Below are 15,321 nucleotides of genomic sequence, written 5' to 3'. Positions count from 1 at the left end.
ACGGAGACACTGAATGATCGAACGTATTATCACATCGGAAAAGGGGACTGGTGCCAGGCGCTGGGAACTGCCCGATATCCATGCGCCCCTGGCGGATCAGGCATCTGATCCCGAACCGTCGGCGCCGGAGACAGAGGCGGAAGACGAGGCGCTGGATTCGGCGCCCGGTTTGCCCACCGCCGACCGCATCATGGACATCGAGCGCCAGGCCCGTGAAGAAGGCCTGCGGGCGGGACAGGAGGAGGGGCGCCGACTGGGGCTGGAGCAGGGTCGCAAGGAAGGATTTGCCAAGGGACAGGCGGATGGCCTGAAGGCCGCCGAGGCCGCCGTGAAGGAGCGCCTGGCGCTGCTGGACCATCTGATCCAGGGGCTTGAGCAGCCCTATGCGGCGCTGGATGCCGCAGTGGAGGACGAACTGGTGCAACTGGCCATGGCGGTAGCCCGCCAGCTGGTCCGCCGCGAGTTGAAGACCGACCCCGGGGCGATCGTCGCGGTGCTCAGGGAGGCCCTGGAAGCCCTGCCCAGCGCCGAACGCAAGCTGCATCTGCACCTGCATCCGGATGACAGCAAGCTGGTCCGGGAAACCCTGCGGCTGGATGATCTGGAACGTCCCTGGTCCATTGTCGAAGATCCCACTCTCAGTCGCGGCGGGGTGCGGGTGATCACCGAAACATCACGGGTGGATGCCACCCTGGAATCCCGTCTGAATGCCGTCATTGCCTCGATCTGGGGCGGGGAGCGCAGCACCGATCAGGGGGGGGGCGGCGGCGATGACTGACACCCGCCGGTTGCCGCCCGCGCTCCGTCCCGACGTGCGTTCCAGCCTGCTGGCGGAGACACTGGCCCGGTATCGGGCACGGGCGGCCCGTGCCCAACCGGTTGTCGCGGAGGGGCGTCTGGTCCGGATGGTGGGCCTGACGTTGGAGGCGGAAGGTTGCCAGGCCTCCATCGGTGGGCGCTGCCGGGTCATCAGTGCCGGCGGCCACGAGGTGGAGGCGGAAGTAGTGGGTTTTTCCGCGGAACGTACCTTCCTGATGCCGGTGGGCGACGTCAGTGGCCTGACGCCGGGCGCCCGGGTGATCCCCACCCGTCATGCCCGCGACACCCAGGTGGGTGACGCCTTGTTGGGGCGGGTCCTGGATGGTTCCGGGCGGCCGCTGGATGGTCGCCCCGCGCCCCAGTGCGATGCGCATGTCTCCCTTAACGGTCGCAGCATCAACCCCCTGGCCAGGCGCCCCATCCACGAACCCCTGGACGTGGGAGTCAGGGCCATCAACGGCTTGTTGACGGTGGGCCGAGGTCAGCGCATGGGGCTGTTCGCCGGTAGCGGCGTGGGCAAGAGCGTGCTTCTTGGCATGATGACCCGTTACACCACGGCGGACATCACGGTGGTGGGCCTGATCGGGGAACGGGGCAGGGAAGTGAACGAGTTCGTCCAGAACATCCTCGGTCCCGAGGGCATGGCGCGGGCCGTGGTGGTGGCGGTGCCGGCGGATCATCCTCCCCTGATGCGTCTGCATGGCGCCATGCTGGCCACCAGCATTGCGGAATACTTCCGCGACAAGGGGCATGACGTATTGTTGCTGATGGATTCCCTGACCCGGTTTGCCCAGGCCCAGCGGGAGATCTCCCTGGCCATCGGCGAGCCGCCGGCGACCAAGGGGTATACCCCGTCGGTCTTTGCCAAGTTGCCCCAACTGGTGGAACGGGCCGGAAACGGGGATCAGGGTAGTGGGTCCATCACGGCTTTCTATACGGTGCTGGCCGAAGGGGACGACACCAATGATCCCATCGCCGACGCTGCCCGGGCGATCCTTGACGGCCATGTGGTCCTGTCGCGACGGATTGCCGACACGGGACGGTATCCGGCCATCGATATCGAGGCCTCCGTGTCACGGGTGATGAACGAGATCGTGGACCCCGGGCATATCCAGGCCGCTCGCCGCTTCAAGCAACTGTATTCCCACTATCAGCAGAATCGGGATCTCATCAACGTGGGTGCCTATCAGCGCGGTGCCGATCCCCGTGTGGACGAGGCCGTTGCCATTCAGCCCAGGCTGGAACAGTACCTGCAGCAGGACATGCGCCAGTCAGTGACGTTCAAGGACAGCCTGAAGGCACTGGATGGACTGATGGAACCGCCGCCGCCCCCGACCGGCGGTGACGAGCGGGGCAGGCAGCTGATCCGTTGATGGGCTGTAATCAGAGAGGTAGGTCATGAATCGATCCAAACGCATGGAACCCGTGGTACAGGTGGCGGATAACCGCCAGCAACTGGCCGCACAGCGCCTGGGTCAATCACAGCAGGCCCTGGAAGAGCGCGTCGCGCGTCTGGAAGAGCTGAGCAGCTACCGTGACGAGTATGCCCAGCGCTTCGAGTCCCAAAGCGGGGTGGGCATGACCGGCATGTCGGTACGGGACTACCGCCTGTTTCTGCACCGTCTCAATGAAGCGATCGAACAGCAGGCGAGGCTGGTGACCGCCGCTCGGCGCGAACTGGAAATGAGCCGTGGGCGTTGGGTGGAGGCCCGGGGCAAGACCGAGGCCCTCAATCGCGTGGTCGAACAGTTCCAGCACGAAGAGCGCAGGGCGCAGGACCGACGGGAACAGGCGGAGCAGGACGACCGTAACGGTCGCCGGCGACATGACATCGAGTGATTCCTGGCCCGTATATTGCAACCGTTTATCATCATTTCGGGACTCACCTGATACTGTCGAGGGTCTGGCCATGAACATGTCATTCATGCCCTTTTCTGCACTGAACGCCCTGCCTGCCCTGGGGGGGGATTCGCGCAGTCCTGTCGCTGCCCTGACCGGGGAGGGCGGCGACGACTTTCAGCTGAGCCTGCTGGGACAGTTGCAACAGCTGACGGGCGGCCATCCCGACTCGATGCAGTCCGTTGACCTGGATGCCTTGCTGGAGTTGGATTCGACGGTGATGACCCTGCCTCCAGAATGGCTGGCCCAGCTTATGGATGAGGCCGGCGTCACCCTGGAAGATCTGCGGCGGGAGGGGAGCGATACCGCATTGGCCTCCCTGCTGGCGGCATGGCAGCAACTGGCCGAGACAGGCCGGGGATTGCCGGGGATTGCCGGGGAATCCTTCAATCCCGGGGGAGATCGTCACCCGGAAGGGGGCGGGCTCACCGCGCTGACGGCGGCGTTGACCCAGGTGTTGCACGGGCAGCAGGACGCGGGGGATTCAGGGGCTGCTGGAAGACCGGGTGAGTTGACCCAGGTGTTGCACGGGCAGCAGGGCGCGGGAGCGGCACAACAGGACGGGAGCCCGATCATGCCTCAGGCGTTGCATGCCCTGGTGGCCCGGCTGGGCGGGGAGGGCGGGCGAGACGTGGTCGCCCCCCTGGCGCCGACCAGTGCCGAGATATTGCCTGCCGGTCAGGCCCAGCCCCATTCCCCGACGCAGCCCCTCCTCCTGCGTGCCCTGGATGTGGACGTGCCGATGTCACGCCCCAACTGGGGGCAGGCGGTGGGCAGCCGGGTCCTGTGGATGGTGAACCAGAACATGCAGGGGGCGGAGCTGAGGTTGAGCCCACCCCACCTGGGGCCGCTGGAGGTGCGCATCACCATGGAGGGTGATCGTGCCAATATTCAGTTCCTGGCCCATCATCCCCAGGCCCGCGAGGCACTGGATGCCGCCATGCCCAGGCTGCGGGAGATGTTTGCCGACAGCGGCGTGCAGCTGGGTGATGTGGATGTTTCCGGCCGCGAGGCCGGCGGACAGGACGAGATGGCTCGGGACGAGGCCGGATTGCGTCCGGATGATCCCGACGGTGTCGATCCGCGTGTCGCCGGCGATGAGACTGCGGCCGCCGCCGATCCAAACGGTAGCGGCCTTCTGGATGCCTATGCCTGATTCCCTTTCCCGGTCTCTGCCGGCCGCGGAGGTTGTCTTCGTCGCTGCCGCCCCTCTCCAGGGCGGCGTCTCCTGTTCAGCCGCCGTATAATTCCCTTCCTGTACACCTTCGCCTTTCCGGCGGGCTGTGTCGGCCCGTCGTCCTACGGTCGTGTCCGTTCGTCAATATTTTGTCACGCTCGGACCCTTTCTGTTTTCAAGTTGCTGATTTTTTTGTTATTTATTTTTTAAAACCATATGGCACAGGTGTTGCTTATTACCATGAAAAACGGAGGCCCCGGCAGTCATGGCCAAAAAACCTGAAAAAACCGCCGCCCCCAAGCCCACAAAGGGCAAGGGTGGCATGCTGAAACTGATATTGATCATCCTTTTGGTCACCCTGGTGGCCGCCGGGGCCGGTGGCGGGATTGCCTGGTTCCTGCTGAGCGGCGGTGAGCCGGGGCAGGAGCGTCCAGAGCCGGTGCGACCCGCCATCTATCTGCCCCTGGACCCTCCACTGGTGGTGAATTTCCAGGGTTCGGGCCGGATCCGCTTCGTGCAGGTGGGCATCGTGGTCATGGCGCGGGATCAGGCTGTGCTGGACGGGGTGAACCGTCACATGCCGGTCATCCGCAATAACCTGATGATCCTCATCGGCAACAAGATCTATGACGATCTGATCACCGAGGCAGGCAAGGAACAGGTTCGCGCCGAAGTGCTGGAGGAAGTGATCAACGTGCTGGGCACGCGGGGAGAACGCACCCAGGTGGAAGCGGTGTACTTCAACAGTCTTGTGATGCAGTGAGGCAGAGTGATGGCCACCAGTGATCTTCTTTCCCAGGACGAGATTGATGCCCTGCTGCACGGGGTGGACAGCGGTGCGGTGGAAACCGAAGACCAGCTGCTCGCTCACGATGGTGTGGCCAGACAGTACGATCTGACCACCCAGGACCGCATCGTCCGGGGGCGCATGCCTACCCTGGAGATGATCAACGAGCGCTTTGCCCGTTACATGCGCATCGGGCTGTTCGAACTCCTGCGCCGTTCGGCGGAGATTTCCGTGGGCGGGGTCAAGATGATGAAGTTCGGGGAATACGTTCACTCCCTGTATGTACCCACCAGCCTCAACATGGTCCGGGTCCGGCCGCTGCGGGGTACCGCCCTGTTCGTGCTTGATCCCAAGCTGGTATTCATCCTGGTGGACAATTTCTTCGGCGGGGATGGCCGCTATCACGCCAAGATCGAAGGGCGGGAGTTCACGCCGACGGAACTGCGGGTGATCCGCATGTTGCTGGACCAGTCCTTCACGGATCTGAAAAAGGCCTGGGCACCGGTGATGGAACTGGACTTTGAATATAACCGCTCAGAGGTCAATCCCCAGTTCGCCAATATCGTCAGCCCCACCGAGGTGGTGGTGGTCTGCTCCTTCCATGTGGAACTGGACGGTGGTGGCGGTGAAATGCACGTGACCATGCCGTATTCCATGATCGAGCCCATCCGTGAACAGCTGGACACGGGGTTGCAGAGCGATCGGGCGGACGTGGATGACCATTGGGTCAAGGCCCTGCGCGAGGAACTCAAGATGGTGCAGGTGGAACTCACCGCCAAGCTGACCGAGACCGATCTTACCGTGGCCGAAATGATCAACCTCAAGCCCGGTGACATCATTCCGGTGGACATCCCCGAGGAAGTCACGGTCCGGGCCGAGGGCATCCCCGTGTTTCGCGGGCGTTTCGGCACGTCGGACGGTTTTAATGCCATCAAGATTACCGGGCCGATCCGGCTCAGCGAATGAACACAGCGAGGATGACCTCCATGAGCGATAAAGATCAGGACAACAAGCCCGAAGCGGAAGAAGAGGATATCTGGGCAGCGGCACTGGCGGAACAGGCCGAGTCGGAACAGAAGGCCGGGGGAGATGCCCCGGGTGCCGATACCGACCCCGAAACCGGTGGCGTAGGGGATTCAGCCGGTGCCGCCGATGCCGGGGCCGCCAAGGGTGGCGCCTGGAAGGATCCCACGCCCAAAATGTCGTTCGAGGATCTGGGAGCCGAAGCCAGCCCGGGACGGGGTGCCGAGGGCGGTGCCGAGGTCAACCTGGGTGTGATCCTGGACGTGCCCGTGACCATCTCCATGGAAATCGGGCGGACCAGGATCCCCATCCGTAACCTGCTGCAACTCAACCAGGGGTCCGTGGTGGAACTGGATCGCCTGGCCGGAGAGCCCCTGGACGTGATGGTCAACGGTACCCTGGTGGCCCATGGCGAGGTAGTGGTGGTGAACGAAAAATTCGGCATCCGCCTGACCGACGTGATCAGCCCGGCGGAACGGGTTCGCAAGCTCAAGTGAGGCGTCCCATGTCCCTACTCAAGCCCTTCATCGGTGTGGTGCTGCTTCTGCTCATGCCCCTGGCCGTGTCGGCGGGTGAGTCGGGAGGGGGCGTGCCCGGACCTGGCATCACGGGGGATGGCGCGGCCTATCTGGGACAACTGGTGATGGGCCTGATCCTGGTGATCTTCGCCATCCTGGTGCTGGGCTTCATGATGCGCCGCATGGGCGGCATGCACAGCGGGGTGTCCGGAGAGCTGCGGGTGCTCGGTGCGGTCTCCCTGGGGGCCCGCGAGCGCATGGTCCTGGTCCAGGTGGGCGAGACCCAGTTGTTGCTGGGGGTGGCGCCGGGCCGGGTGCAGACCCTGCATGTCCTGGATGCGCCGGTCCGGACCGGGGAGGGTGTCGCGACCCAGGGCCGTCATGGCGGCGGTTTTGCCGAGCGCCTGCGTCAAGCCATGGGCCGGCAGGGAGGGACGTCATGAGGGCGCTGCTGCTGTCACCCCTGGCGCTGCTGCTGCTCCTGTGGCCGGCCGCTCCGGTGATGGCCCAGGCCGGTATCCCGCTGCTGTCGGTGGACACGGATCCGGGCGGTACTCAGACCTATTCGGTCACGCTGCAGATCCTGATCCTCATGACCCTGATGAGCGTGCTGCCGGCAGCCCTCATCATGATGACCTCCTTCACCCGGATCATCATCGTGCTGGGGATCCTGCGCCAGGGCATCGGCACCACTCAGACCCCTTCCAATCAGATCCTGATCGGACTGGCCCTGTTCCTGACCTTCTTCATCATGGCGCCGGTCTTTCAGGCGGTGAACGAGCAGGCCATCCAGCCCTTCATGGCCGAGGAGATCGGTCAGGAGGAGATGGTCAAGCGGGCCTGGGTGCCGCTGCGGGACTTCATGCTGGAGCAGACCCGGGAGACGGACATTGCCATGTTTGCCCGCATTGCCGGGCATGACGGTTTCGAGGGCCCCGAGGACGTGCCCTTTTCCGTCCTGGTGCCTTCATTCATCACCAGTGAACTCAAGACCGCCTTCCAGATCGGCTTTCTGATCCTGATCCCGTTTCTGATCATCGACCTGGTGGTGGCCAGCGTGCTCATGTCCATGGGCATGATGATGCTCTCGCCGCTGATCATCTCCCTGCCGTTCAAGATCATGCTGTTCGTGCTGGTGGACGGCTGGGCGATGATCATGAGCACCCTGGCCACCAGTTTCTTTGTCTGAACCGCGAGGAGCACGCCGATGACGCCGGATACTGTAGTGGAAGTGGGGCAGCAGGCCGTGTGGGTCATCGTGCTGATCGCCGCGCCGGTGCTCCTGACCGCCCTGGCCATCGGTCTGTTCATCGGTATGATCCAGGCCGCCACCTCGATTCAGGAAATGACCCTGTCCTTCATTCCCAAGCTGCTGGGCATGTTTGCGGCCCTGGTGATCGCCGGCGGCTGGATGCTGGATCTGTTGGTGGATTACTGCCTGCGGCTCTATGAGAGCATCCCCGGGCTGATCGGGTAGGCGTCATCGGTCATGTTCAATTTCACCGACACCGAACTCATCGCCCTGGTCACCGCCTTTCTGTGGCCGTTCGTACGCATCGGCGCGATGCTGATGGCGGCGCCCATCTTCGGCGCGGGGACGGTGCCGTTGCGGGTGCGCCTGGTGTTTGCCATGGTCCTGGCCCTGCTGATCGCCCCTCTGCTGCCGGCGGCGCCCGCCGTGCAGCCCCTGAGCATGGAAGGGTTGATCGTCACCCTCCAGCAGGTGCTGATCGGGGTGACCATGGGGTTCATCTTCCAGATGGTCATGAGCGCCCTGACCATGGCCGGTGAGTCCATCGCCCTGTCCATGGGACTGGGCTATGCCTCCATGGTGGATCCCGCCATGGGGGTCCAGGTGCCGGTGGTGTCCCAGTTCTTCGTGATCATGGGTACCCTGATGTTCCTGGCCATGAACGGCCATGTCGCGCTGCTGGACATGTTGTTGCAGAGCTTCTACCTCATGCCCATCGGTGTCGATGGGCTGACCCGGGTGGATTTCTGGGGCGTGGCGAGCTTCGGGTCCGCCATGTACGTGGGGGCCTTGCTGGTGGGGCTGCCCATCGTGGCGGCCATGCTGATGGTGAACCTGTCCATGGGCGTGATCACCCGGGCCTCGCCCCAACTCAACATCTTCGCGGTGGGCTTTCCCATGATGATCATGCTGGGTTTCGTCCTCATCATGCTTAATCTGCCCACCCTGGAACCCCGTATCCGTGATCTGGCCATGGCCGGGTTCGGACTCATCCAGCGCATCCTGGGAGGCTAGGCCATGGCCGAGAATGAATCCTCACAGGAAAAAACAGAACAACCGACGCCCAAACGTCTGCGGGATGCCCAGGATAAGGGGCAGGTGGCCAGTTCCAAGGAACTCAACACCACCCTGGTACTGCTCACCGGTTCCACCACCTTGCTGCTGTTTGGTGGGGCTTTTCTCGACCATATCCAGGCCCTGATCCGCAACAGTCTGATCATCGACCGGGACCGCATTTTTGACCCCTCCTTCATGATGGTGGCGCTGCAGGCGCGGATCGGCGAGGCACTGATGATCCTGGCCCCCATGTTTCTGGTCCTGGTGATTGCCGCCATCACCGGGCCGGTGGTCATGGGCGGGGGGCGTTTTCGTCTCAAGGGACTCCAGCCCAAGCCGGACAAGCTTAGCCCCATCAAGGGGCTCAAGCGCATCTTCGGCCCCCAGGGATTGATGGAGCTGGCCAAGACCCTGGCCAAGTTTTCCCTGATCTCGGTGGTGGCAATGGGCATCCTCTGGCAGTTTTCTGATCGCCTGCTGGGGTTGGGGGGGCAGGAGATGGTGCCGGGCGTGGTGAGCGCCGGCTACATGATCGCCTGGACCTTCGTCGCCCTGAGCGTGGCCCTGATCCTGGTGGTCATGATTGATGTGCCGTTCCAGTTGTGGAATCACCAGCGCCAGCTGCGCATGACCAAGCAGGAGGTCAAGGATGAGTTCAAGGAGACCGAAGGCAAGCCGGAGGTCAAGAGCAGGGTGCGTCAGCTCCAGTACGAGGTGTCCCGGCGCCGCATGATGGCCGAGGTGCCCAAGGCCGACGTGGTGGTGACCAACCCGACCCATTTTGCGGTGGCCCTGAAGTATGACCAGCAGAAGGGCGGGGCGCCCCGGGTGGTGGCCAAGGGGGCGGATCTGGTGGCGGGGGAGATCCGGGAGGTGGCCAGACAGTCCGGTGTCACCCTCCTGTCGGCGCCGCCCCTGGCCCGGGCGCTGTACTACAGCACCCGTCTGGAGCAGGAGATCCCCGCCGGACTCTATGTGGCCGTGGCCCAGGTGCTGGCCTATGTCTACCAGTTGCGTGCCGCGCTGCGTGAAGGCGGGATGGTGCCGACACCGCCTACCGATCTGCCGGTGCCCGACGAGTTTCTCAAACGTGATGTGCCGCCTGCGGAGAATGCATAAATGGCGAGCTTTGCAGACAGTCTGAAGAATGTGAACCGCATGGGGCTGGGAGCGCCGTTGCTGCTGATGGCGTTGCTGGCCATGATGGTCATCCCGCTGCCGCCGCTGGCCCTGGATCTGCTGTTCACCTTCAACATCGCCCTGTCCCTGGTGGTGATCCTGGTGGCGGTGTACACCCCGCGCCCGCTGGAATTCGCGGTATTCCCCACCATACTGCTGGTGGCCACCCTGCTGCGCCTGGCCCTGAACGTGGCCTCGACCCGGGTCATCCTGCTGGAAGGACATACCGGCACCGATGCGGCGGGCAATGTGATCCAGGCCTTCGGCGATTTCGTGGTGGGCGGCAACTACGCCGTGGGCCTGGTGGTGTTTGCCATCCTCGTGATCATCAACTTCGTGGTGGTGACCAAGGGCGCCGGCCGTGTCTCCGAAGTGAGCGCCCGCTTCACCCTGGATGCCATGCCCGGCAAGCAGATGGCCATCGACGCCGATCTCAACTCGGGGCTGATCTCCCAGGACGAGGCCCGCAAGCGCCGGGAGGAGGTGGCCCAGGAGGCCGACTTCTACGGTTCCATGGACGGTGCCAGCAAGTTTGTCCGGGGGGATGCCATCGCCGGCATCCTGATCCTGTTCATCAACATCGTCGGTGGCCTGGTGATCGGTACCCTGCAACACGGCATGAGTGTGGGGGATGCGGCCACCAACTACGTTCTGCTGACCATCGGCGACGGCCTGGTGGCACAGATTCCTTCCCTGGTGCTGTCATCGGCCACGGCCATTATCGTGACCCGGGTGTCGACGGCCCAGGACATGGGCCAGCAGGTCGTCAAGCAGTTGTTCGGTTCTCCACGCGCCCTCTATGTGGCGGGCGGCATCGTTGGCGCCCTGGGACTGGTGCCCGGCATGCCCAACATGGTGTTCCTGAGCCTGGGTGCCCTGATGGGGGCCACGGCCTATCTGATCAGCCAGCAGCGCGCCGCCGATGACGCCGCGGTCACCAAAGCACTGGAGGATGAGGCGCCGCCCCCCACCAGTCCGGAGATGAAGGAGCTGACCTGGGATGACGTGCCGCCGGTGGATCTTGTGGGCCTGGAGGTGGGGTATCGCCTGATTCCGCTGGTGGACCGTTCCCAGGGGGGGCAGCTGATGGCCCGGATCAAGGGCGTGCGGCGCAAGTTGTCCCAGGAACTGGGTTTTCTGATCCAGCCGGTGCACATCCGCGACAATCTGGACCTGGGACCGAATCACTACCGGCTCACCCTGATGGGCGTGACCACGGGGGAGGGCGAGGTGTTCCCGGACCGGGAGCTGGCCATCAATCCCGGACAGGTCTTTGGTCAGGTGAAGGGGACGCCCACCAAGGACCCGACCTTCGGTCTGGATGCACTCTGGATCGATCCGGCGCAGCGGGAGGAGGCCCAGGGGCTGGGCTATACGGTGGTGGACGCAGGGACGGTGATTGCCACCCATCTGTCCCAGATCCTGCGTGACCACGCCCATGAACTGCTGGGCCACGAGGAGGTTCAGCACCTGCTGGACACTCTGGCCAAGCACTCGCCCAAGCTGGTGGAAAACCTGGTGCCCAAGACCCTGGCACTGGGGGTGGTGCTCAAGGTGATGCAGAACCTGTTGGCGGAGCAGATCCCGGTACGGGACATGCGCACCATCGCCGAAACATTGGCGGAACATGGTGCCAAGAGTCAGGATCCTGACGCATTGACGGCCGCGGTCCGGGTCTCCCTGTCGCGGGCCATTGTCCAGAATATCGTGGGAACCGCGTCGGAACTGCCTTTGCTGGCCATTGATCCAGCGTTGGAACAGATATTGCAAAAATCCTCACAGGGAGGCAGCGGCGCAGGACTCGGGATCGAACCCGGACTGGCCGAACGTCTGCAGCGTTCCATCGCAGAGGCCTCCCAGCGTCAGGAGATGTCGGGCGAACCTTCTGTGTTGGTGGTGTCGCCGGACATCCGGCCCTGGATGTCCCGCTGGCTGCGTTCGGCGGTACGCGGGCTCCATGTCCTGGCCTACACGGAAATACCGGACAGCAAGCAGATCCGGGTGGTGGCCACCGTCGGTAGGGAAACGGGGTAGTGCAACGGGGATAACGGGTTACCGTCATGAAGATAAAACGCTATTTTGCACCGGATATGCGCCAGGCCATCCGCCTGGTGCGGGAGAAACAGGGACCGGATGCGGTGATCCTTTCCAGCCGCAGCGTGGAGGGCGGCATCGAGTTGATCGCTGCCATGGACTATGACGAGGAAGCGGTATTGGAGATGGCTGCGCAGTCGAGCGAGCCGGTGTCCAGGCCCGCCTCGTTGTCCAGATCCTCGTCGCTTGCCGCCGATCGGCCGGCCTCTCCCATCGCGGGACCGGACCCGGATGCGGAGAGTGACTTGTCCGCGACCCTCGCATCCAGGGAAAATGTGTGCGTCCCCACCGGGGAGTTCCCGCCCCTGCGCGCTCGTCGTGATGATGGCTGGGCGGAAGAGGGGCTGCCGGCCCTGCTGACGCCAGTGGTCGAACCGCCGCCGTCTTCGCCCACGGAACCCGCCCCCTCGAAGCCGTCGAAGGCCAGGAAAGTCGCGAATATTGAATGGTCCCAGGAGCCTACGCTGCTGGCCATGCAGAAAGAAATTCAAGGGTTGCGCGCCATGCTGCAGGACCAGCTTGCCAGTCTGGCGGGCCAGGAGTTCATGCGCCGTGATCCGGAGCGGGCCGGCGTGGTGGCACGGTTGCAGCGTATGGGGCTGGAGCCGGAACTGGCCAAGGAGATTGCCCTGGCCATCAGCCATCCCGAGGATCCCGCGGAGGCCTGGCAGGAGGCCTTGACCCAGTTGTCCGGTCGCCTGGCGGTGACCCCGGACGGCATCCTGGATCAGGCCGGCATCATCACGCTGGTGGGTCCGAGCGGCGTTGGGAAGACTACGACGGTGGCCAAGCTGGCGGCGTTACAGAGCCTCAGGCACGGCCATGATTCGGTGGCCCTGATCACCACGGATGCTTATCGTATCGGCGCTCATCGTCAGTTGCAGACCTTTGGTCAGATCCTTGAGGTTCCCGTCTATCTGGCGCAGACAGCGCGCCAGTTGGGCGATATGCTAGAGGGGTTGAAATCCAAGCGACTGGTCATCATTGATACGGCGGGTACCAATCAGCGGGATATGAAACTGCTGGCCGAACTGGAATCCCTGACGGCGCTGCCTTCCGCCAGGACGCTGCTGGTGATGGCCGCCAATGTGCAGAAAGCCGTGATGACGGAGACCGTGAAATCCTTTGCCCGATTGCAGCCGGAGGGATGCGTACTGACCAAGGTGGATGAAGCCACTTCGCTGGGCGAGGCCCTGTCGACCCTGATTCGGGCCGGCTTGCCGCTGACCTTCGTCAGCGAGGGTCAGCGCATCCCTGACGACCTGCGTCCGGCCCGCGCCGCCCGACTGGTGGCCACTGCCGCCAGAATGGTGGATGCGGGTGTCGAGCGGGCGGATGCCCGTCAGGCCCAGATGGTTTCTCCCATGTTCCGTGAGCCCATCAACCAGCCCAACGCCAGGTATGTCCATGCCTCCAGCCAGTGAGCCCAATATGGCCCGGTTATCCTCGACGGCGGATGCAGTGTCCCCCGTGCGCGTGCTGGCGGTGTCCAGCGGCAAGGGCGGGGTGGGCAAGACCAATGTGTCGGTGAACCTCTCCGCAGCCCTGGCTCAGGGCGGCAAGCGGGTGATGCTGCTGGATGCGGATCTGGGACTGGCCAACGTGGACGTGCTGCTGGGGTTGCAGCCCAAGGCCAACCTGTATCATGTGCTCAACGGCGAGAACACGCTGGAAGAGGTGTTGCTGGAAGGCCCCTCCGGCATGCTGATCGTACCGGCGGCCTCGGGCATCGCCCGCATGGCGGATCTGGAGCCGGCGCAGCATGTCGGTATCATCCGTGCCTTCAGCGGGTTGTCCCAGCCCCTGGATGTGCTGGTGGTGGATACCGCGGCCGGCCTGCATGACAGCGTGACCCGGTTTTGCCGGGCGGCCCAGGAAGTGCTGGTGGTGGTGTGCGACGAGCCGGCCTCCATCACTGATGCCTATGCCCTGATCAAGGTATTGCACCGGGATCACGGCCTGATGCGGTTTCGCATCCTGGCCAACATGGTCCGCAACGACAATGAGGACGAAGGACGGAGCCTGTTTCGTAAGTTGGTGTCCGTCTGCGATCGTTTTCTGGAGGACGTGATCCTCGATTACATCGGCGCAATTCCTCATGACGACCTGTTGCGCAAGGCCGTGCAGCGCCGGCAGACCGTGCTGGAGGCCTATCCCTCCAGTCCCTCGGCCCGCGCCTTTCGCGCCATTGCCGGTCGCATCGATCAATGGCCCATGCCCCGTAACTCCCGGGGGGGGATCGAATTCTTTGTGGAAAGGTTGATCAATAGCGGTCGAAACGACCTGGAGCCAGTCACATCAGTGTCATAGCCATGTATGCCAGCGCGGAGTCAGACCATACTCGACTGGTGGATGAGCATGTCGCCCTGGTCAAGCGAATCGCTTACCATCTGCTCGCCCGCCTGCCTGCCAACGTGCAGGTGGAAGACCTGATCCAGTCCGGGGTCATCGGTCTGCTGGAGGCTGCCCATCACTATGACCCTTCCCAGGGGGCCAGTTTCGAGACCTATGCCGGTATCCGGATCCGTGGCGCCATGCTGGACGAGGTCCGTCGCAGTGACTGGACCCCCCGCTCCGTGCATCGCAATGCCCGGCGCATCAGCGAGGTAATCCGGGAAATTGAAAACCGGGAAGGGCGCGAGGCTAGCGGTGCGGAAATCGCGGCCGCCCTGGAGGTGGACCTGGATACCTATCACGACATGCTGCGGGATGCCGTCGGCAGCCGGGTGCTGGGTTTTGACGATCTTTGTGATGGGGATGGCGATGTGGACAATTTCCTCCCTGCCCAGGGGCTGACGCCCCTGGAGTCCATCACCCGAATGGACTTTCACACTGCCCTGGCCGAGCATGTCAATACCTTGCCAGAGCGGGAGCGTTTGATCCTTTCGCTGTATTATGATGACGAACTGAACCTGCGGGAGATCGGTGAAGTGCTCGGTGTCAGTGAGTCCCGGGTCTGCCAGATCCATGGTCAGGCGCTGCTTCGTCTCCGGGCCCGCATGGCCGATTGGGTGGCCGACGGGGAGCGGGTCTGATTCCGCCTTGCCGGTGGAATTGATTTTTGAATGCCGAAGCGCCCCGGTAGGGGATCCTTCTTCGGTGTGTGTTTAATCGGGAGGTTATTGTGGACAAGAACATGAAGATCCTCATCGTGGATGATTTTTCCACGATGCGCCGCATTATCAAGAATTTGCTGCGGGATCTTGGATACAACAATACCGCCGAAGCCGATGACGGCAATACTGCGCTGCCCATGCTGCAGAACGGTAACTATGACTTCCTGGTCACCGACTGGAACATGCCCGGCATGCCCGGCATCGATCTTCTGCGGGCTGTGCGTGCCGATCCCCGCCTCAAGGACATGCCCGTCCTCATGGTGACGGCGGAAGCCAAGCGTGAGCAGATTGTGGAAGCGGCCCAGGCCGGCGTCAATGGCTACATCGTCAAACCTTTCACCGCAGAAACCCTGAAGGAGAAGATCAATAAGATCTTCGAGCGGCTTCAGGAAAAAGGGTGA

17 protein-coding genes are annotated in these 15,321 nt (G+C 63.5%); all 17 read left to right on the top strand.

All coding sequences use genetic code 11. The features are described from left to right. Positions 1-13 precede the first annotated feature (13 nt). The 17 genes from ECTPHS_RS04660 (at position 14) to cheY (ending at position 15,321) form a co-directional block, all read left to right on the top strand. Positions 14-778 carry a flagellar assembly protein FliH gene (locus ECTPHS_RS04660; protein ID WP_008931537.1) on the top strand — a complete coding sequence of 255 codons (765 nt, stop codon included), beginning with the start codon at positions 14-16 and terminating at the stop codon, positions 776-778. Further along, positions 771-2,192 (top strand): flagellar protein export ATPase FliI, encoded by a 1,422-nt coding sequence (fliI, locus tag ECTPHS_RS04655; RefSeq protein ID WP_008931536.1) that lies wholly within the window; start codon positions 771-773, stop codon positions 2,190-2,192. The genes ECTPHS_RS04660 and fliI overlap by 8 nt, the downstream gene beginning before the upstream one ends. A gap of 25 nt (positions 2,193-2,217) precedes the next feature. Then, entirely contained in the window at positions 2,218-2,658 is a 441-nt protein-coding gene (gene fliJ / locus ECTPHS_RS04650; RefSeq protein WP_040405141.1) for a flagellar export protein FliJ, read from the top strand. A 70-nt stretch (positions 2,659-2,728) separates the two neighbouring features. Beyond that, positions 2,729-3,874 carry a flagellar hook-length control protein FliK gene (locus ECTPHS_RS13905; protein ID WP_050814211.1) on the top strand — a complete coding sequence of 382 codons (1,146 nt, stop codon included), beginning with the start codon at positions 2,729-2,731 and terminating at the stop codon, positions 3,872-3,874. Positions 3,875-4,160: 286 nt separating this feature from the next. Next, entirely contained in the window at positions 4,161-4,658 is a 498-nt protein-coding gene (gene fliL / locus ECTPHS_RS04640) for a flagellar basal body-associated protein FliL (RefSeq protein WP_008931533.1), read from the top strand. 9 nt (positions 4,659-4,667) lie between these two features. Further along, complete coding sequence (gene fliM, locus ECTPHS_RS04635; RefSeq protein WP_008931532.1) at positions 4,668-5,648, top strand: flagellar motor switch protein FliM; 981 nt, start codon at positions 4,668-4,670, stop codon at positions 5,646-5,648. 11 nt (positions 5,649-5,659) lie between these two features. Next, positions 5,660-6,202: a flagellar motor switch protein FliN gene (fliN, locus tag ECTPHS_RS04630; RefSeq protein ID WP_008931531.1), complete on the top strand. Its 543-nt coding sequence runs from the start codon at positions 5,660-5,662 to the stop codon at positions 6,200-6,202. 8 nt (positions 6,203-6,210) lie between these two features. Beyond that, positions 6,211-6,666, top strand: a complete 456-nt coding sequence (fliO, locus tag ECTPHS_RS04625; protein ID WP_008931530.1) for a flagellar biosynthetic protein FliO — start codon at positions 6,211-6,213, stop codon at positions 6,664-6,666. Beyond that, positions 6,663-7,412, top strand: coding sequence for a flagellar type III secretion system pore protein FliP (gene fliP, locus ECTPHS_RS04620; protein WP_008931529.1), 750 nt, complete (start codon positions 6,663-6,665; stop codon positions 7,410-7,412). Before fliO ends, fliP begins: the two co-directional genes overlap by 4 nt. An 18-nt stretch (positions 7,413-7,430) precedes the next feature. Further along, on the top strand, positions 7,431-7,700 hold the full coding sequence (fliQ, locus tag ECTPHS_RS04615; protein WP_008931528.1) for a flagellar biosynthesis protein FliQ: 270 nt from the start codon (positions 7,431-7,433) through the stop codon (positions 7,698-7,700). Positions 7,701-7,712: 12 nt separating this feature from the next. Then, on the top strand, positions 7,713-8,489 hold the full coding sequence (gene fliR, locus ECTPHS_RS04610; protein WP_008931527.1) for a flagellar biosynthetic protein FliR: 777 nt from the start codon (positions 7,713-7,715) through the stop codon (positions 8,487-8,489). A 3-nt stretch (positions 8,490-8,492) separates the two neighbouring features. Then, positions 8,493-9,650 carry a flagellar biosynthesis protein FlhB gene (flhB, locus tag ECTPHS_RS04605; RefSeq protein WP_008931526.1) on the top strand — a complete coding sequence of 386 codons (1,158 nt, stop codon included), beginning with the start codon at positions 8,493-8,495 and terminating at the stop codon, positions 9,648-9,650. Then, positions 9,651-11,744, top strand: a complete 2,094-nt coding sequence (flhA, locus tag ECTPHS_RS04600; RefSeq protein ID WP_008931525.1) for a flagellar biosynthesis protein FlhA — start codon at positions 9,651-9,653, stop codon at positions 11,742-11,744. It abuts the gene before it with no gap. A gap of 26 nt (positions 11,745-11,770) precedes the next feature. After that, positions 11,771-13,228 (top strand): flagellar biosynthesis protein FlhF, encoded by a 1,458-nt coding sequence (gene flhF, locus ECTPHS_RS04595; protein ID WP_008931524.1) that lies wholly within the window; start codon positions 11,771-11,773, stop codon positions 13,226-13,228. Positions 13,229-13,235: 7 nt separating this feature from the next. Continuing rightward, complete coding sequence (locus ECTPHS_RS04590; RefSeq protein ID WP_210386891.1) at positions 13,236-14,114, top strand: MinD/ParA family protein; 879 nt, start codon at positions 13,236-13,238, stop codon at positions 14,112-14,114. 2 nt (positions 14,115-14,116) lie between these two features. After that, positions 14,117-14,839: an RNA polymerase sigma factor FliA gene (locus ECTPHS_RS04585; protein WP_008931522.1), complete on the top strand. Its 723-nt coding sequence runs from the start codon at positions 14,117-14,119 to the stop codon at positions 14,837-14,839. An 89-nt stretch (positions 14,840-14,928) separates the two neighbouring features. After that, complete coding sequence (gene cheY / locus ECTPHS_RS04580; RefSeq protein WP_008931521.1) at positions 14,929-15,321, top strand: chemotaxis response regulator CheY; 393 nt, start codon at positions 14,929-14,931, stop codon at positions 15,319-15,321.

The organism is Ectothiorhodospira sp. PHS-1, assembly GCF_000225005.1.
GTDB lineage: Bacteria > Pseudomonadota > Gammaproteobacteria > Ectothiorhodospirales > Ectothiorhodospiraceae > Ectothiorhodospira.
This window is presented reverse-complemented; position numbering and strand designations above follow the sequence as displayed.